The organism is Pseudoxanthomonas spadix BD-a59, from assembly GCF_000233915.3.
Taxonomy (GTDB): Bacteria; Pseudomonadota; Gammaproteobacteria; order Xanthomonadales; family Xanthomonadaceae; genus Pseudoxanthomonas_A; species Pseudoxanthomonas_A spadix.
Genome location: NC_016147.2, coordinates 1,051,321 through 1,068,004 on the forward strand (window position 1 = coordinate 1,051,321; position 16,684 = coordinate 1,068,004).

A 16,684-nucleotide genomic window follows, 5' to 3' on the forward strand; every position below is an offset into this window, starting at 1 on the left:
GGTCGTGGCGCCCGGTGCGCTGGCCACACCATAGGCGCGACCGGTGAACCGGGCTTCAATCAAGCTGCGGCCGCATCGAGGCTGTGGAAATCTCCCAGCCGTCGTTGCCGATCCTGCGCCGCAGCCGGTACCAGCCCGACCAGTTGCGCACATTGCCCTGTGCATCGGCGATGCGCAGCCGTCTTCTAACGGCGCGGATCAAGCCCGGCGATGAAGCGCTCCAGGGCCGGTTGCAGCGGGGCGAAAAGGTCCTCGCCGGCATCGCGGTGACGCTGGGCGATGTCGTGCAGCAGGCGGCTGCTGATCAGGGTGCCGGCGCGCTCGTCGGCACTGAGCTGGCGATGGCGCTGGAGTGTCTCCAGCAGCTGCATCCAGTCCTGGCTGGCGCGATGTTCGAACTCGATGCTGCAGCGATGGTGGCACGGATGGCCGTCTTCCTCGACGGGCGTGACGGTGATGCGGTAGCGGTGCGGCCGGGGTCTCATGGCGAACACGACGACTGGGGAACAGGGTTCCAAGGTAGGAGGCTGTTGCCGCGGCCGCGACCGAGTGGGGCGTGACTCAGTGTTCCGGCGGGTCCTGCCCCGGCCACGCGCGCAATGCCGGCAGTGGGTCGCGTGCGCCCTGACGCCCGTAGATCGCGTAGTGCAGGTGCGGCGGCGTGCCGCGCGCGTTGCCGGTGGTACCGACATGGCCGAGCAGGTCACCGGGCAGGATGCTCTGTCCTTCATGCAGGTCTTCGGCCCAGCCATCCAGGTGCGCGTAGTAATGGCGCTCGCGGCCCGGCCCCAGGATCCAGACTTGCTTGCCGCCCAGGCCGCCCTCGCCGATCGTGATCACGATGCCGGCCGTGGCGCTGCGCACGGGCATGCCGCGGCTGGCGAAGATGTCCACCCCGGCATGGGTGCGGGTGCTGCCGCGCGGCGCACCGAAGGTTGCCGCGATCGCCCTGGCCGGCACCCCTTGGACCGGCGAAGGCAGCGCCGTGGCCGGCGGCATCCGGCTGATGCGCCAGAGCATCCTGGGCGTGTCCAGCAATGGCTGCCTCCAGGCCCACCCGGCGGCAAAGCCCAGCATCGCCAGGAAGATCATCGGCGCCAGCACGCGCCGTGCGTGCCGGGTGGGCGTGGCGATGTCGAGGGCCGGTTGCATGGGCCTCAAGCCTGCCTGCAGCGCAATGAGTACACGGTCAATGGGCACGGGCTGGCCAGAAGATCGGCCTCAAAAACACTCGGGACGGCTTGAAGCCGTCCCGAGCAGGTGATGCAGGAAGCCGCGCCAAGGATCAGGCGGCGGCATCCTTCAGGCTCTTCATGAAGGTGGCCTTGAGCTTGGTCGAAGCCGGCTTGGCGGCGAACCACTGCTCTTCCTTGGTGAAGGGGTTGATGCCCTTGCGCCTGGGCTTGGCGGCAACGCTGACGGTCTTGATCTTGAGCAGGCCCGGCAAGGTGAAGCTGCCTGCGCCCTTCTTGCTGACCGAGCCCTGGATGGCCGACTGCAGCGCAGCCATCACGGCGCGCACGTCCTTCGGGGCAACGCCACTGTTGTCGGCGATGTGGGCGACCAGACCCGACTTGGTCAGGGCTTCCTTGATCGGCTTGGGAGCGGCCGGCTTGGCGGCGGTCTTGGCGGCCTTCTTCGGTGCTGCCTTCTTGCTGGTGGTCTTTGCCATATGGCTCCTGTTGTACCGTGTTGGGTGAAGTATTCGAGCCGAAACGGTCGGCATGCGGAATGTAGGCCAAGAGTGACGTGCCGCCAAGGGGAAAACAGGCTTTTTTCTCGGCTTTTCGCGCCGATTGCGACCAAAGGCGAGGCAAGGACCACAGATGACCGGTCCGTTGGCGGTCAGGGACATCGCCGGGAACCCAAGGCCTGAAACTGGCCGCCGTCCAACGCCTCACCGTCAGCCCATGCGCCTGAAAAAGCGAGATCGTCGGCTGATCGACTCGGCACGCGTGGCCCTTGTGGCCGCGCGCGAGAGGTCTGTTTGCGCGACCCTGGCCGATCGCGTCGCTACATGCGGGCACGGCTGATGGAGCGGTTCAGGACTGTTTCACCCAAGCAGCTCGACGATGCGCGCGCGCCGCAACGGCGCAGGAGACACTGCATGATCCGCGCCACGCTTGTCGTCGCACTGCTTGGCCTGGCCTGCATGGGTCATGCCCAGGCACAGTCGCGCTACGCAGACTATTACCGCCAGGCCCATGGCGATCCGGGCGAGGACGCACGCAGCTTTCGCTCAGACGGTGACTACGGTGACCGGCGCGGCAGCGAAAACGAGGACTACGCCCGGGTGGTACGCGTCGACCCGATCATCGTGGCGCCGCCACCGGCCCGGCAGCAGTGCTACGAGCGCGACGCGGACGAGCGCTCCACGCAAGGCGGTGGTGACGCCGTCGGCAATGACACACCCCAGGCCACACCCGGTGGACGGGTGGGTGCCACGATCCTGGGCGGCGTGCTGGGCGCGGTGGTGGGCAGCAGCTTCGGCGGCGGCACCGGGCGGGTGGTCGGCACCGCAGTCGGCACCGCAGCGGGGACGGCGATGGGGCAATCGGTCTACGACAATTCGCACACCACGCGCGGCACGGTGCGCGTGTGCGAACCGCTGGCCGACCCGCGCGCCGACGGCGAGGTGGATGGCTACGAGGTCACCTACGAATATGCCGGCCGCCAGTACCACACCCGCACTGCGTATCACCCCGGCGACCGGATCCGCGTGCGGGTGGATGTGGTTCCGCTCCAGGACTAGCCGGGCCGGCCGGGATCGCCAAGCCGCGGCGGGGTTGCGCGCTTGCGCCCTATTTGGCCAACGCCGGGCGGGTCAGCACGTACAGCCCGGTGGCCGATGCCTCAAGCGCGGGCGCGCGCTGCGCCACGGCATCGTCCGGCTGCGGTCCGATGCGGGTGGTGATGGCCAGCTGGCGGCCATCGCGCCCGCCCACGGCCAGGCTGGTCGGCCAGGCCACCGGCAGGCCGACCACTTCCTGCATCATCCCGCCCTCGGCCGAAAACCGCGCCACGGCCCAGCCGCCGTACAGCGCCACCCACACATCGCCGTGCGCATCGGCGGCCACGCCGCGAATTTCGCCGGAAGCCTTGGGCACCACGGCAAGGCGGCGGATGCGCGCATCGCCCGGACGCATCTCGTAAAGCGTGCCGGTGGTGGCGCTGGCGGCGAACAGGCGGGTGCCTTGCGGATTCCAGCACAGCGCGTCGATGCGGTCGTCGATGCGCCAGCCCGGCACCGCCACGCCGGTGTGCAGCCAGGTGGCGATGCGATAGCCGCCGGCCGGATCGGGCGTGACCTGCCATTCGCGGCCGTCCGGCTGTACGCAGGCAGCCAGCGGGCCGGCGCCACCGCGACGTTCCAGTGGACGTTGCACGGCCTTGCCGTCGAAATCCAGGCGCAGGATGCCGCCCTCGTGCACCACTTCCAGGCCGTTGGGGGTGGCGTGCAGGCTGCGCGCCTGCACCTCCAGCGCGATCAGCACGCAGTCCTGGTGGTCCTGGGCGCGGTGCAAGGTGGCGGTGGCCGTATCGACCCAGTACCAGCAGTTGCGCACCGTCGACCAGGTGGCGAAGTCGCCGCCGCGCGCAGCCGGGCCGGGCACGTGCTGGACCTGGTCGTCGTGGGTGACTTCGACCGTGCCGGCCAGGCGTTCGCCGATGCGCTGGGCCGCTTCGGTCAGCTCGGTGCCGAACCGGGCCATGCGCTCGGGGGTGAAGCGCACCGTCGCCCCGGACAGGCTCAGCGCGCCACGCACCATGCCCTGCATGTCGCGGATCACCGCGGCCACGCAACGCGCGCCCAGGCGGCTTTCCTCGTCGTCGATCGCATAGCCCTGCGCCTTGACCGTGGCGATCATCGCATCGACCTGCTCGCGGCTGGTCGCGCTGTTGGGCGTGAACGGTGTCATGGGCAGGCGCGCCAGCAGCGGGTTGCGCTCGCCGGTGCGCATGGCCGCCAGCAGGGCCTTGCCGGCCGCGGTGACGTGCAGCAGCCGGCCCTGGCCGACGTGGGTGTCGCTCTGCGAGCGGTGCGCGCCACCAGTGCGCTCCAGGGCGATCACTTCCAGGCCGTCGCGTACCCACAGGCTGGTGGTCTCGCCGGTGATCGCGCGCAGGTAGTTGAGTTCGATGTTGGCTGCGGCCACCAGCGCCGGGGCCGGGTGCGATTCGCGGCTGAGCTGCAGCGCGCCGAAGCCCAGGCGGTAGGCGCGGCGGGTGGATTCGCGGCGCACCAGGTTGCGTTCGATCAGCCCGCTCAGCATGCGATAGGCCGTGGTGCGCGGCAGTTGGACCTTGCGCGCGATCTCGGCGAACGTCACGCCCTGGGGCGAGGTGCCGATCGCCTCCAGGACATCGAGCGCCCGCTCGATGGTGCTGGTGGCCTTGCGCCTGTTTTCACTCATGTTGCCGGTCATCCTGGCCATCGGGCCGATGTGGGCAGTCAAGCGCGCGTTGGGCGGTCCTGGCCGAGCGCCACGCGCCGCGCATTGTCGGGCAAATCGCATCAACACGGCCACGCGCCAGGTGCATCAGGACAGCGTGCGGTCGCATCAGGGCCGGGGCGGGTGAGTTCACCAGTCCAGCATGCCGGTGACCACGGTCTGCACCTGGCCGCCGGACCAGACCTGGCCATCGGCATCGATGCGCAGCTCCAGCAGGGCATCGAAGCCCACTTCGCGGCCCTGGCTGGCCACATAGCGGCCGTCCTGGCCGGGCAGGGCGCCCTGGCGGTCCAGCCAGGCGGCCAGCACCGCGTTGGCCGCGCCGGAGGCGGCATCCTCGAAACGCCGGCCGTTGCCGACGAAGGCGCGCACCGCCAGCTGGTAGTCGGCGTTGCCTGCCACGCGCGCGTAGGCGAACACGCCCATCGCCGCGCTCGCTTGCGCCAGCGCCGCGATGGCGTCCCAGTCCGGACTGAGACCGCGCAGGCTGGCTTGGTCAGCCAGCTCGACCACCCACCACCTGCGCCCGCCATCCATCAACGCCGGCGGCAGCGCGCCCAGCGGCCAGCCGGCGATGGCCGCGGCCAGGCGCGCATCTGCGGCGTCCACCACTTCGACCAGCTGCGCGCGCGGCACGCCGATGGCGATGCGCCCGATGCCGTCGATCGTTTCGACCTTGAGCGGCAGCCGGCCGGCGATGCCGTCCTGGACCAGCATTCCCTGGCGCGGCTGCGCCAGGCCGGCGGCCAGCACCGCGTGCGCGGTGCCGATGCTGGGATGGCCGGCGAAAGGCACTTCGTGGTGCGGGGCGAACATGCGGATGCGGTAACTGCTGGCGGCATCGGCGGCCGGGAACACGAAGGTGGTCTCCGGCAACCTGGTCCAGCGGGCGATGGCCTGCATCGCCGCCTGGTCCAGGCCCTGGGCATCGAGCACCACCGCCAGCGCATTGCCGCAGCCGGGGCGCGGGGAGAACACATCGACCTGGAAAAAGCGGCGGCTGGTCATGGCGGTCGAATCGGGGCAGTGGGAAGGCGTGCAGGGTAGCAGCGCCCCGCCGGCACGCCCGGCGTTCACCAGCGCAGATGACCCTCGATCACCGGCTGGGTCAGGCCGCCGACCCACACCTGGTCTTCCGCTGGCCGATGGGTAAACGCGAGGCGCGCATTCTCCGTCGCGCACGGGCCGCTGGCTCGGGCGCTTCCTTTAGAATTAACGGTTCCGCCCGCGCGGTCGGGTTTTTCTCCCTCTTCGTAGATCTCCAACCCCCATGTCAGCTTCCCCCCCGAACGATCGCTGGATCGTGCTCAAGTTCGGCGGCACCTCGGTGTCGCGCCGTCATCGCTGGGACACCATCGGCAAGCTGGCGAAAAAACGGGCCGAAGACAACCACGCGCGGGTGCTGATCGTGGTCTCGGCGCTGTCGGGGGTCACCAACGAACTGACCGCCATCGCCGATGGCGCGGCCGATGCCGCATCGCGGGTGGCCGCGCTGGAACTGCGCCACCGCGAGTTTCTGGCCGAACTGGAACTGGACGCCGAGGCGGTGCTGGGCCAGCGCCTGGCGGTGCTGCGCAGCCTGGTGGCCGATCCGCGCGCCACCGCCCGCACCCTGGATTGGCAGGCCGAGGTGCTGGCCCAGGGCGAACTGCTGTCCTCCACCATTGGCGCGGCGTATCTGTCGGCCGGCGGCCTGGACATCGGCTGGTGCGATGCGCGGCAGTGGCTGGAGGCGATGACCATTCCCAATCAGAGCGCCTGGGCCCAGCGCCTGTCGGTGTCATGCGATCCGCGCGGCAGCGAGGACTGGCGCGCGCGCTTTTGCGCCCAGTCCAACCGCATGCTGATCACCCAGGGCTTCATCGCCCGGCACGGCGACGGCGGCACCGCGATCCTGGGTCGCGGCGGTTCGGACACCTCGGCCGCATACTTCGGCGCGCTGCTGAAAGCGCAGCGCGTGGAGATCTGGACCGACGTGCCGGGCATGTTCAGCGCCAACCCGCGCGAGGTGCCCGACGCGCGCCTGCTGACCCGGCTGGATTATTTCGAAGCCCAGGAAATCGCCACCACCGGGGCCAAGGTGCTGCATCCGCGCTCGATCAAGCCGTGCCGCGATGCCGGCGTGCCGATGGCGATCCTGGATACCGAACGCCCCGAACTGCCGGGCACCAGCATCGACGGCAATGCGCTGACCGTACCGGGTGTCAAGGCGATCAGCCGCCGCAACGGGATCGTGCTGGTGTCGATGGAAGGCATCGGCATGTGGCAACAGGTCGGCTTCCTGGCCGACGTGTTTGCCCGCTTCAAGAAGCACGGGTTGTCGGTGGACCTGATCGGTTCGTCGGAGACCAACGTCACCGTGTCGCTGGACCCGTCGGAAAACCTGGTCAGCACCGACGTGCTGGCCGCGCTGTCCAGCGACCTGGCCGAAATCTGCCGGGTCAAGGTGATCGCGCCGTGCGCGGCCATCACCCTGGTCGGGCGCGGCATGCGCTCGCTGCTGCACAAGCTTTCGGACGTGTGGGCGACCTTCGGCAAGGAGCGCGTGCACCTGATCAGCCAGTCCTCCAACGACCTCAACCTGACCTTCGTCATCGACGAAGCCGATGCCGACGGCCTGCTGCCGATCCTGCACGCCGAGCTGATCGACAGCGGCGCGATGCCGGTGGCAGAGACCAGCGTGTTCGGCCCGCGCTGGCGCCAGATCGCCGGCACCGTGCGTGCGCGCCAAACCCCGTGGTGGCGCAGCCAGCGCGCGCGCCTGATCGAGCTTGCCGCCGCCGGCACCCCCGCCTACGTCTACCACCTGCCCACGGTGCGGGCGCGGGCGCGGGCGCTCAACGCGATCGGCGCCATCGACCGGCGCTACTACGCGGTCAAGGCCAATACCCATCCGGCCATCCTCAAGGCACTGGTGGAAGAAGGCTTCGGCCTGGAGTGCGTGTCGCTGGGCGAACTGCGCCGCATCTTCGAAGTGCTGCCCGATCTGTCACCGACGCGCGTGCTGTTCACCCCCAGCTTCGCTCCGCATCCCGAATACGCACAGGCCTTCGCACTGGGCGTGACCGTGACCGTGGACAACCTGGAGCTGCTGCAGCAGTGGCCGGACATGTTCCAAGGCCGCAGCGTGTGGCTGCGGGTGGACCTGGGGCGCGGCGATGGCCATCACGCCAAGGTTCGCACCGGCGGCAGGGATTCCAAGTTCGGGTTTCCGTTCGAGCGCGTCGATGACTTCATCGCCGCGGCGAGCGCGACCGACGTGCGCATCACCGGCCTGCATGCCCACCTGGGCAGCGGCGTGGACACCGCCCAGCACTGGAAGCAGGTCTGCGACGAGCTCGGCGGCATCGCCGAGCGCATCGGCACGGTGGAGGTGATCGACATCGGCGGCGGCCTGCCCATTCCCTACACCGCCGACGATGAGCCCTTCGACCTGGAGGCCTGGGGCGCGGGGCTGGCCGAGATCAAGGCCGCCTATCCGGGCTTTGGCCTGGCGATCGAACCGGGCCGTTACCTGGTGGCCGAAGCCGGGGTGCTGCTGAGCCATGCCACCCAGGTGGTGGCCAAGCAGGGCATCACCCGGGTCGGCCTGGATGCCGGCATGCACACCCTGGCGCGCCCGGCGCTGTATGACGCCTGGCACGACGTGGTGAACCTGTCCAGATTGGACCTGGATGCCGATGCGCCGTTCGACATCGTCGGGCCCATCTGCGAGTCCAGCGACGTGCTGGGCCGCCGCCGCCCGCTGCCTGCATCCACCGCCCCCGGCGATGTCATGCTGATCGCCGATGCCGGCGCCTATGGCTACGTGATGGCCAGCCACTACAACCTGCGCGGCCTGCCGAAGGAAGAGGTCCTGGATGTCTGATCTGAAGTTCCAGCGCGAGGCGGTCAAGGCGTTCCGCTTCGTCGATTGCTCGCTGGATCTGGCCACCGGCGTGGCGCGGCTGGTGTACGCCTTCGATGACGGCCCGGCGCTGACCGAGACGGTGAGCTTCCCCGGCGCGCCGTTGGCGCTGGACGGTGCGCGGGCGCAGGCCGTGCAGCGCGCCGTGCGCCTGCTGCACCTGATCGCCGGGGTGAGCTACTACAAGGCCGCGGTGCCGCCGCAGGTGGTGATCGAAGGCGATCCCATCGATCCGGAAACCGCGGCGTTGCTGGAAACCGTGTACCGCCACGGCTTGGGCGAATTCGCCTATCGCAACGGGCTGGACCTGCACGGGCGCATCCGTTTTCCCTGTTCCGAATCGCCTCCTCGCCTCCGCGAGCGGGGGAGAGGGCAGGGTGAGGGGGACGCTTCGCAGTCAATCATCGCAAGTAACCCCCTCACCCCCTCGGTCGCTAGCCGCGACTTCGAGCGCTCCCCCGCAAGCGAGGGAGCGGGGGCAGGGGCGCCTGCTCTGGGCCTGGCAGCGCACGCGCTGGTGGCCATCGGCGGCGGCAAGGATTCGCTGGTGTCGATCGAGGCACTGCGCCGTGCCGGTGTGGCCCAGACCGTGAGCTGGATCGGCAGTTCGCAGCTGATCGCCGCCTGCGCCGCGCGCACCGGCTTGCCGACGCTCAACATCGGCCGGGCAATCGCCCCGGAGCTGTTCGAACTCAACCGCCAGGGCGCCTACAACGGGCATATCCCGGTCACTGCGATCAATTCGGCGATCCTGGTCGTGGCCGCGCTGCTGCGCGGGGTGGACCAGGTGGTGTTCTCCAACGAACGCTCGGCCAGCTACGGCAGCATGATTCCCGGCACCGGTGAGGTGAACCACCAGTGGTCCAAGGGCTGGGCGTTCGAGTCGCTGTTCGGCGCCCATGTGCAGCGCCATGTCGCAGCGGATCTGCACTACTACTCGCTGCTGCGTCCGTTCTCCGAGCTGGCCGTGGCGCGCCAGTTCGCCAGGACCGATCACTACGACGCGCATTTTTCCAGCTGCAACCGCAACTTCCACATCCTGGGCGAGCGTCCGGTCAATCGCTGGTGCGGGGTGTGCCCCAAGTGCCATTTCGTGTTCCTGGCCCTGGCGCCGTTCATGCCCAAGCCGCGGCTGCTGAACATCTTCGGCCGCAACCTGCTGGATGACGTGGCGCAGACCGCAGGCTTCGACGCGCTGCTGGAATACCAGGACCACAAGCCGTTCGAATGCGTGGGCGAGGGGCGCGAGGCGCGCGCGGCGATGGCCACCCTGGGCCAGCGCCCGGAATGGCGCGAGGACGCGCTGGTGGCGCGTTTCAATCGCGAGATCGGCCCGCAGCTGGATGCGGACGAACTACAGATCGGCCCGTTGCTGCAGCCTGAGGGCGAGCACCGCGTACCGCCGGCGTTGTGGAACATGCTGCGTGCGAATTTCGCAGCTTGAAGGCCAGCGCGTCGCGCTGTGGGGCTGGGGCCGCGAAGGCCGCGCCGCCCATGCGCTGCTGCGCAGCCGGCTGCCATCGCTGCCGCTGACCCTGTTCTGTAGCCAGGCCGAAGCCGTGCAGGCTGCGGCGCTGGGCGATGGCCTGCTCACCGCGCGCACCGACATCACCGGTGAAGCGCTCGGCGGCTTCGAGGTGGTGATCAAGTCGCCCGGCATCAGCCCGTATTCGGCCGAAGCGGTGCAAGCCCAGGCACGCGGCGCGCGTCTTTTGGGCGGCACCGCGCTGTGGTTCGGCGAGCATCCTGAGGCGCGCACCGTGTGCGTGACCGGGACCAAGGGCAAGAGCACCACCACCGCCCTGCTGGCGCACCTGCTGCGTGCCGGCGGCCATCGTACCGCGCTGGCCGGCAACATCGGCCTGCCGCTGCTGGAAGTGATGGACCCGCAGCCAGCGCCGCAGTTGTGGGCAATCGAGCTTTCCAGTTACCAGACCGGCGCGGTCGCCGATGGTGGCGTTGCGCCGGAGGTGGCGGTGGTGCTGAACCTGTTTCCCGAACACCTGGACTGGCACGGCAGCCAGCAGCGTTACATCCAGGACAAGCTGGCGCTGGTGACCCGAGCGCACCCGCGCATCGCCGTGCTCAACGCCGCCGATCCGCTGCTGTTCAAACTGGAACTGCCGCACAGCCGCATCGTCTGGTTCAACCACGCCCAGGGCTGGCACCTGCGCGGCGATGTCCTGTATCGCGGCGATGCCGAGGTGTTCGACACGCGCGCGGTACCGCTGCCAGGCCGGCACAACCGCGGCAACCTGTGCGCGGCGCTGGCGGCGATCGAGGCGCTCGGCATCGAGGCCAGCGCGCTGGCCCCGGCGGCGCTGACCTTCCAGCCGTTGCCCAATCGCCTGCAGACCCTCGGCACGCGCAATGGCATCAGCTACGTCAACGACTCGATCAGCACCACCCCGCACGCCACGCTGGCGGCATTGGAGTGCTTTTCCGGCCAGCGCATCGCGCTGCTGGTCGGTGGCCATGACCGCGGCCTGGACTGGCACGACTTCGCGCAGGCCATGCGCATGCAGGCGCCGCTGGGGATCGTGACGATGGGCGCCAACGGGCCGCGCATCCATGCGTTGCTGCAAGAGGTGGCGGGGCAGGGTGGGTTTGCGCTTTCATCCGCGCCGGATCTGGCCTCGGCGATGCAGCAGGCCGAAGCCATGCTCGGGGGGCAAGGCGTGGTGCTGCTCTCGCCAGGCGCGCCGAGCTTTGGCATGTACCGCGACTACGTGGAACGCGGCAAGGAGTTCGCGCGGATCGCGGGGTTTGATCCGGAGGCGATCGTGGCGATTCCCGGGTTGGGCGTGGCCTGAATTTTTTGTCCGCGCTGCTTGTTTGATAGTGAGCATCAGAAGCAAAGCTTTCGTGCGGCTTCGCCACCCGACCTACTTTCTTTGCTTGTGCAAAGAAAGCTAGGCAAAGAAGCGCTTATCAACAGCCGACTGGCTGGTCAACACACCCCTGGCGGCACGCCCGCTACGCGGGTCCGCTGCGGGCCGAGGGATTTTTGGATGGGGCATCCTGCCCCTTCCAAAAACGACGTGCATCCATGCACGTCGCCCTGCGGGTTTGACCCTCGCCCCTTCGCCGTGCCTCAAGGGGATTGAGAGCGAACAGACAAGACCAGAGCCAAAGCCAAAGCAGCGGAGTCCCCAAAAGGTGGTTGAAACAAGCCCCGCTTCAGCCACAACAAAAGCAGCTCTCGCCGCGTAGCTGCGTAGAAGCTTTGCTTTTACTTCTGTCTGCAGCCAATCACGCAGCCGCGGCGATCGATTCGACAGCCGGGGCTCGATGCATCAGGACGAAGAGCCGCGATCAGCTGGCGAAGGCGTTGAATGCGGCCGCGTATCCGGACGAGGCGACCACCTTCTGCAGCGCGTCGGCCACCCGCAGGTTGCCAGCGATCAGTTGGCGGGTTTCCGGGCCGACCCCGTCCATGCGGCCGGTGCTGGCGCCCTTGAAGTCGCTGACCTTGCCGCCGGCCTCGCGCACCAGCAGCACGCCGGCGGCGACGTCCCAGTCCTTCACCCCAGCCTCGAAGTAGGCGTCGGCGCGGCCGCAGGCCACGTAGGCCAGGTCCAGCGCGGCCGAGCCGGTGCGGCGGATGTCCTCGGCCTGGTTGAGCAGTTCGCGCACGCATTCCAGGTGCGCGCCGACCCGGGCGCGCTCGCGCGGCGGGAAGCCGGTGTGGATCATTGCGCCGGCCAGTTCCTTGCGTTCGGAGACGCGGATCTTGCGTTCGTTGAGTTGGGCGCCGGCGCCGCGGCTGGCGGTGAACAGCTCGTTGCGCAGCGGGTCGAAGATCACCGCGTCGGTCGGTTCGCCGTTGTCCACCAGGGCGATGGACACGCAGTAGTGGCCGAAGCCGTGCAGGTAGTTGCTGGTGCCGTCCAGCGGATCGATGACCCAGTGGTAGCGGCCGTTCTTGCCGGGCACGATGCCGCCTTCCTCGCCGACGATGCCGTAGTCGGGATAGGCCCGGCGCAGTTCCTTGATGATCGCCTTCTCGGCGTCGGCATCCACTTCGCTGGCGTAATCCATGCGCTCCTTCTGGACCACGTGCAGCGCGTCGAGCTTGTTGATGCTGCGAAGCAGGACATTGCCCCCGATGCGCGCGGCCTTGGTCATGACGGTGACGACGGGATTGAGCATGCGAAACGACCTCGGGCAGGGCGAACGTGCGAAACACGTGGAAAGAGCATCCCGGCGCTGGGCCGGACCGGAAATTCTATCATTGCCACCCATTCGGGTCCGGCGCGCAGGAGCAGCCTTTATCCCTCTTCGGGGGCATGGCCGCGATAGGGCTTTGCAGAGCGTCGGACATCGTGGGAGCCGCTTCAGCGGCGATGGGCTCTCCCGGCAAGGCCACATCGCCGCTGAAGCGGCTCCCACCCAAGACAGTTGCTCCTGCGGGTGAAACCGCGGCGCTGCCCTAGAATTCTACGCATGGACTCCCACGCCATCATTTCCGCCGCCCGCATCCGCTTCGTGCTGGTGGGCACCCAGCATCCGGGCAACATCGGTGCGGCCGCGCGCGCGCTCAAGACCATGGGCCTGACCCGGCTGGTCCTGGTCCAGCCGGAGAAATTCCCGCACGAAGAGGCCTGTCGCCGCGCCGCCGGCGCCGACGACCTGCTCGCGCAGGCGGTCGTCGCCCCCGATGTCGCCACCGCCGTGGCCGACTGCCGGCTGGTGCTGGGCTGCACCGCGCGCAGCCGCCGGGTGGCGCTGGAGGAACACAGCCCGCGCCAGGCCGCCGCACGCCTGGCCCAGGCCGCCGGCGCAGGCCCGGTGGCGCTGCTGTTCGGCCGCGAACGCACCGGCCTGACCAACGAGGAACTGCAGCTGTGCCACGCGGCGGTGCATATCGACGCCAATCCGGACTACAGCTCGCTCAACCTGGCCGCGGCGGTGCAGGTGCTGGCCTACGAGACCCGTCTGGCCCTGCAGGACGCCGCAGCGCCAGTGGAAGACCCGGCCGAACCACGCCCGGCCCCGGCCACCCACGCCCAGCTGGAAGGCTTCTTCGCCCAGTTGGCGCAGACGCTGGAACAGATCGACTTCCACAAGGGCCGCGCGCCGGAATCGGCGATGCGCAAGCTGCGCCGGCTGTACCTGCGCACCGATCTGGACGAAAAGGAAGTGCGGCTGCTGCGCGGGATCCTGGCCGACTGTCAGCGCATGGCCCGCCTGGCCCAGCCGGAAGGGTGAACATCATTGTCGGGGCGTGAAGATTTCGGCTAGGCTGCCTCGTCCCGTTTGCCGGTTCCCCCGTTTGCGCCCCTGGTTCGTCCGTGTCCTGCTGCTGGTCCTGGCGTCCCTGGCGCTCCCGCTGTCCGCCGCCCCGGTGCCGGGCGAGGACGACCCGCACGTGCTGGTGCTGGGCCGCATCAGCGACGACCCCAAGGCGCACTACGCCCAGCTCAAGCCGCTGCTGGACTACGTGGTGGCGCACATGACCGAGGTGGGCATCACCGGTGGCCGGATCCTGATGGCGCGCGATGCGCGCCAGATGAGCAGCTACCTGCGCCGCAGCCGGGTGGACTGGGTCACCGAGACCGCCGGCACCGGCACCGAGCTGCAACGCCGTTCCGGCGCCCAGCCGCTGCTGCTGACCGAGCGCGGCGGCACCAGCGCCTACCACACGCTCCTGTTCACCCGCGCCGATTCGGGCATCACCTCGCTGGCCGACCTGCGCGGCAAGTCGGTGGCGCTGCAGGGGGTGGGTTCGACCAGCGCCTACCTGATGCCGGCGGCGATGCTGATCGATGCCGGCCTGCCGCTGGAGATCCTGCTCTCGCCGCAGGACCGGCCCGATGCGGCCTCGGTGGGCTACGTGTTCGCCCGCTCCGAACTCAACATCGCCGCCTGGGTGGACAAGGGCATGGTCGATGCCGGCGCGCTCAGCAACCTGGACTGGCAGGATCCGCAGCGCGTGCCCGCGGCGTTCCGCGCCAACATGCGCGTGCTGGCGCAGTCGCCTGACTTTCCGCGTGCGTTGGAAATGGTCCGTCCCGGCCTGGACCCCCGGGTCCGCGCACGCTTGCGCCAGGTGCTGCTGGATGCGGCGCAGGACCCGGCCGCGGCGGTGGCGATGAAGCGGTTTTTCGGCACCACCCGGTTCCTGCCGCTGGACAGCGCGGCGCTGCAGGGGCTGGACCGGGTGCGCGACGCCGCCGCGCGCGTGCGCGAGCAGATCGAATGAGCCCGCGCACGCGCTTCGGCCTGCAGGCGCAGCTGGCCCTGGCCCTGGGCCTGACCCTGGCCATGGTGCTGGCCCTGATGGGCGTGCTGCTGCAGCGCCAGCGCGCCATGCAGGCCGAGGTGGACCTGCTTGGCCGCCAGGCGGTGGAGGCGATGGCCGCCGAAGGCCTGACCCGGCGCGGCGCGGCCATGGCCCAGCAACTGGCCGACGCGCTGGCCAACCCGATGTACTACTCGGACCTGGATGCGATCGGCACGCTGGTGCGCCAGGCCCGCCGCCAGCCGGACGTGGCCTACGTGCTGGTATTCGACGCTGCCGGCAACATGGTCAACGACGGTTCCTGGGACATGGCCTCCTACGGCCAGCCCATGCACGACCCGCTGGCCGCCCGCGCGCTGTCCAGCACCGGGCGCCTGACCCAGTGGACCGACGAGACCATCGAGGTCTCGCAGGGTGTGGAACTGGGCCAGGCCCGTCTGGGTGGCGTGCGGATCGGGTATTCGCTGGACGAGGCCAAGGCCAGCGAAGAACGCGCCGCCGGCCTGCTGCGCGGGCGCCTGGATGCGCTGGCGCGCCGCCACCTGGGCTGGATCGCCGCCCTGCTGGGCGGGCTGCTGTGCGTATTCCTGGGCATGGCCTGGTACGCCCAGCGCACCTTGGTCCGGCCGATCCGCGCGTTGGCCCAGTCGGCGCGCGCCATCGGCGTGGGCGACTACGACGTGCCGCGGCCGATCAGCCAGCGTCGGGACGAGGTGGGCGAGCTGGTGCGCGCGTTCTCGGAGATGAGCGAGAGCATCTCGCGCCACGACCGCGACGTGCGCCGCATGGCCTACACCGACGCGTTGACCGGGCTGACCAACCGCCTGGCGTTTCGCGAAAGCCTGGACCATCGGCTCCTGCCGCGCGGCAGCGGTGGACAGCTGGCGCTGCTGTTTGCCGATATCGACGACTTCAAGCGGGTCAACGATTCGCTGGGCCATGAGGCCGGCGACGAGGTCCTGCTGCACTTCGCCTCGCGCATCCGCGACGCGGTCCAGCGCCTGGGCGGTGACGATGCAGTGTTGGCGCGCTTTGGCGGCGACGAGTTCGTGATCATGATCCAGGGTGGCGACGTGCGCGCCGCGGCCACGTGCCTGGCCCAGGAGATGGTCCAGCTGCTGGGCCAGCCGTTGACCGTGCAGGGGCGCCAGGTGTTCCTGGGCACCTCGGTGGGCATCACCCTGTTCCCGGAAGATGCCGCCAGCGCCAGCGCATTGATGAAGAACGGCGATGTGGCCATGTACCAGGCCAAGATGGCCGGCAAGAACTGCTTCCGTTTCTACAGTCGGGCGATGGACCAGGCGGTGGAACGCCGCGTGCGCCTGGAAGCGGCGCTGCGCGGGGCCTGGGACCGCGACGAGATGTCCCTGGTCTACCAGCCCATCTATCGCCTGGCCGATAACTGCATCGTCGGCGCCGAGGCGCTGCTGCGCTGGCAGCATCCGGAGATGGGGGCGATCTCGCCGGTGGTGTTCATCGAGGTGGCCGAGCAGAGCGGCCTGATCGAACAGATCGGCGCGCGCGTGTTGCGCGCGGCCTGCGCCGCCGCCGCGCGCTGGCACCACGGCGGCGATGGCACCGACACGCTGTTCGTTTCGGTCAATGTCTCCCCGCGCCAGTTGCGCAGCGGCGACCTGCCCGAGCTGGTCACCCAGACCCTGCGCGACACCGGGCTGTCGGCCGGGCGCCTGCACCTGGAGCTGACCGAAACCGCCGTGATCGGCGATGAGGCGCACGCCAGCACCATGCTGGCCAAGCTGCACCGCGCCGGGGTGAAAGTCTGGCTGGATGACTTTGGCACCGGGTTCTCCGGACTGAGCCATCTGCGCCGTGTGCCGGTGGACGGGGTCAAGATCGACCGCAGCTTCGTGGCCGACCTGCAGCGCAACCCGGACGACCTGGCGCTGACCACCGCGATCATCGCCATGGCCCATTCGCTGGGGATCTCGGTGGTGGCCGAGGGCGTGGAGAAGCAGGGCCAGTTCGACCTGCTGCGCGAGCGCGGCTGCGACCTGGCCCAGGGCTTCTGGCTGGGCTATCCGCTCAACGAAGACGAGTTCATCCAGTTGCTGGCGTAGG

General features: G+C 69.3%; 14 protein-coding genes. 7 read left to right on the forward strand and 7 right to left on the reverse strand.

The genetic code is table 11. From position 1 onward, the window contains the following. Positions 1–55: 55 nt before the first annotated feature. The 4 genes from DSC_RS16835 to DSC_RS04740 all read right to left on the reverse strand — a co-directional run bounded on the left by DSC_RS16835 (position 56) and on the right by DSC_RS04740 (position 1,672). Positions 56–202: a hypothetical protein gene (locus DSC_RS16835; protein WP_158308226.1), complete on the reverse strand. Its 147-nt coding sequence runs from the start codon at positions 200–202 to the stop codon at positions 56–58. Further along, a complete protein-coding gene (locus DSC_RS04730) occupies positions 186–485 on the reverse strand; it encodes a DUF3861 domain-containing protein (protein ID WP_043290409.1) in 300 nt (99 codons plus the stop codon). The genes DSC_RS16835 and DSC_RS04730 overlap by 17 nt, the downstream gene beginning before the upstream one ends. Before the next feature lie 76 nt (positions 486–561). Continuing rightward, entirely contained in the window at positions 562–1,152 is a 591-nt protein-coding gene (locus tag DSC_RS04735; RefSeq protein ID WP_014159996.1) for a M23 family metallopeptidase, read from the reverse strand. Positions 1,153–1,285: 133 nt separating this feature from the next. Further along, positions 1,286–1,672, reverse strand: coding sequence for an HU family DNA-binding protein (locus DSC_RS04740; RefSeq protein WP_014159997.1), 387 nt, complete (start codon positions 1,670–1,672; stop codon positions 1,286–1,288). Positions 1,673–2,107: 435 nt separating this feature from the next. On the opposite strand from DSC_RS04740, the gene DSC_RS04745 reads away from it, so the two are divergent. Then, a complete protein-coding gene (locus DSC_RS04745; RefSeq protein WP_014159998.1) occupies positions 2,108–2,752 on the forward strand; it encodes a glycine zipper 2TM domain-containing protein in 645 nt (214 codons plus the stop codon). 49 nt (positions 2,753–2,801) lie between these two features. Here DSC_RS04745 and DSC_RS04750 read toward each other — a convergent pair whose 3' ends face one another. Together DSC_RS04750 and DSC_RS04755 are read right to left on the reverse strand one after the other, a co-directional pair. After that, positions 2,802–4,415, reverse strand: a complete 1,614-nt coding sequence (locus DSC_RS04750) for an IclR family transcriptional regulator domain-containing protein (protein ID WP_158308227.1) — start codon at positions 4,413–4,415, stop codon at positions 2,802–2,804. Between the two features lie 168 nt (positions 4,416–4,583). Continuing rightward, positions 4,584–5,462, reverse strand: a complete 879-nt coding sequence (locus tag DSC_RS04755; protein WP_014160000.1) for a PhzF family phenazine biosynthesis protein — start codon at positions 5,460–5,462, stop codon at positions 4,584–4,586. 262 nt (positions 5,463–5,724) lie between these two features. Here DSC_RS04755 and DSC_RS04760 point away from each other — a divergent pair, with 262 nt between their 5' ends. From DSC_RS04760 to murD, 3 genes are read left to right on the forward strand one after another with little or no spacing between them, the layout of a single operon-like run. After that, positions 5,725–8,322: a bifunctional aspartate kinase/diaminopimelate decarboxylase gene (locus tag DSC_RS04760; RefSeq protein ID WP_014160001.1), complete on the forward strand. Its 2,598-nt coding sequence runs from the start codon at positions 5,725–5,727 to the stop codon at positions 8,320–8,322. Further along, positions 8,315–9,805, forward strand: coding sequence for a MurL-like N-terminal domain-containing (locus DSC_RS04765; RefSeq protein WP_014160002.1), 1,491 nt, complete (start codon positions 8,315–8,317; stop codon positions 9,803–9,805). Before DSC_RS04760 ends, DSC_RS04765 begins: the two co-directional genes overlap by 8 nt. Then, positions 9,786–11,174 (forward strand): UDP-N-acetylmuramoyl-L-alanine--D-glutamate ligase, encoded by a 1,389-nt coding sequence (murD, locus tag DSC_RS04770; RefSeq protein WP_014160003.1) that lies wholly within the window; start codon positions 9,786–9,788, stop codon positions 11,172–11,174. Before DSC_RS04765 ends, murD begins: the two co-directional genes overlap by 20 nt. 502 nt (positions 11,175–11,676) lie before the next feature. On the opposite strand, the gene DSC_RS04775 is transcribed toward murD, so the two are convergent. Further along, on the reverse strand, positions 11,677–12,513 hold the full coding sequence (locus DSC_RS04775) for an inositol monophosphatase family protein (protein ID WP_014160004.1): 837 nt from the start codon (positions 12,511–12,513) through the stop codon (positions 11,677–11,679). Between the two features lie 294 nt (positions 12,514–12,807). Here DSC_RS04775 and DSC_RS04780 point away from each other — a divergent pair, with 294 nt between their 5' ends. From DSC_RS04780 to DSC_RS04790, 3 genes are all read left to right on the forward strand, one after another. Beyond that, positions 12,808–13,572 carry an RNA methyltransferase gene (locus DSC_RS04780; RefSeq protein ID WP_014160005.1) on the forward strand — a complete coding sequence of 255 codons (765 nt, stop codon included), beginning with the start codon at positions 12,808–12,810 and terminating at the stop codon, positions 13,570–13,572. 64 nt (positions 13,573–13,636) lie between these two features. Next, positions 13,637–14,566: a phosphate/phosphite/phosphonate ABC transporter substrate-binding protein gene (locus tag DSC_RS04785; protein ID WP_014160006.1), complete on the forward strand. Its 930-nt coding sequence runs from the start codon at positions 13,637–13,639 to the stop codon at positions 14,564–14,566. Continuing rightward, on the forward strand, positions 14,563–16,683 hold the full coding sequence (locus DSC_RS04790) for a putative bifunctional diguanylate cyclase/phosphodiesterase (RefSeq protein ID WP_014160007.1): 2,121 nt from the start codon (positions 14,563–14,565) through the stop codon (positions 16,681–16,683). The genes DSC_RS04785 and DSC_RS04790 overlap by 4 nt, the downstream gene beginning before the upstream one ends. Position 16,684 lies beyond the last annotated feature (1 nt).

Bases quoted from the DNA above. Each gene is read 5' to 3' on its own strand.
- DSC_RS04730 (WP_043290409.1), bottom strand. From the start codon at position 485: ATGAGACCCCGGCCGCACCGCTACCGCATCACCGTCACGCCCGTCGAG.
- DSC_RS04735 (WP_014159996.1), bottom strand. From the start codon at position 1,152: ATGCAACCGGCCCTCGACATCGCCACGCCCACCCGGCACGCACGGCGC.
- DSC_RS04740 (WP_014159997.1), bottom strand. From the start codon at position 1,672: ATGGCAAAGACCACCAGCAAGAAGGCAGCACCGAAGAAGGCCGCCAAG.
- DSC_RS04745 (WP_014159998.1), top strand. From the start codon at position 2,108: ATGATCCGCGCCACGCTTGTCGTCGCACTGCTTGGCCTGGCCTGCATG.
- DSC_RS04750 (WP_158308227.1), bottom strand. From the start codon at position 4,415: ATGAGTGAAAACAGGCGCAAGGCCACCAGCACCATCGAGCGGGCGCTC.
- DSC_RS04755 (WP_014160000.1), bottom strand. From the start codon at position 5,462: ATGACCAGCCGCCGCTTTTTCCAGGTCGATGTGTTCTCCCCGCGCCCC.
- DSC_RS04760 (WP_014160001.1), top strand. From the start codon at position 5,725: ATGTCAGCTTCCCCCCCGAACGATCGCTGGATCGTGCTCAAGTTCGGC.
- DSC_RS04765 (WP_014160002.1), top strand. From the start codon at position 8,315: ATGTCTGATCTGAAGTTCCAGCGCGAGGCGGTCAAGGCGTTCCGCTTC.
- DSC_RS04775 (WP_014160004.1), bottom strand. From the start codon at position 12,513: ATGCTCAATCCCGTCGTCACCGTCATGACCAAGGCCGCGCGCATCGGG.
- DSC_RS04780 (WP_014160005.1), top strand. From the start codon at position 12,808: ATGGACTCCCACGCCATCATTTCCGCCGCCCGCATCCGCTTCGTGCTG.
- DSC_RS04790 (WP_014160007.1), top strand. From the start codon at position 14,563: ATGAGCCCGCGCACGCGCTTCGGCCTGCAGGCGCAGCTGGCCCTGGCC.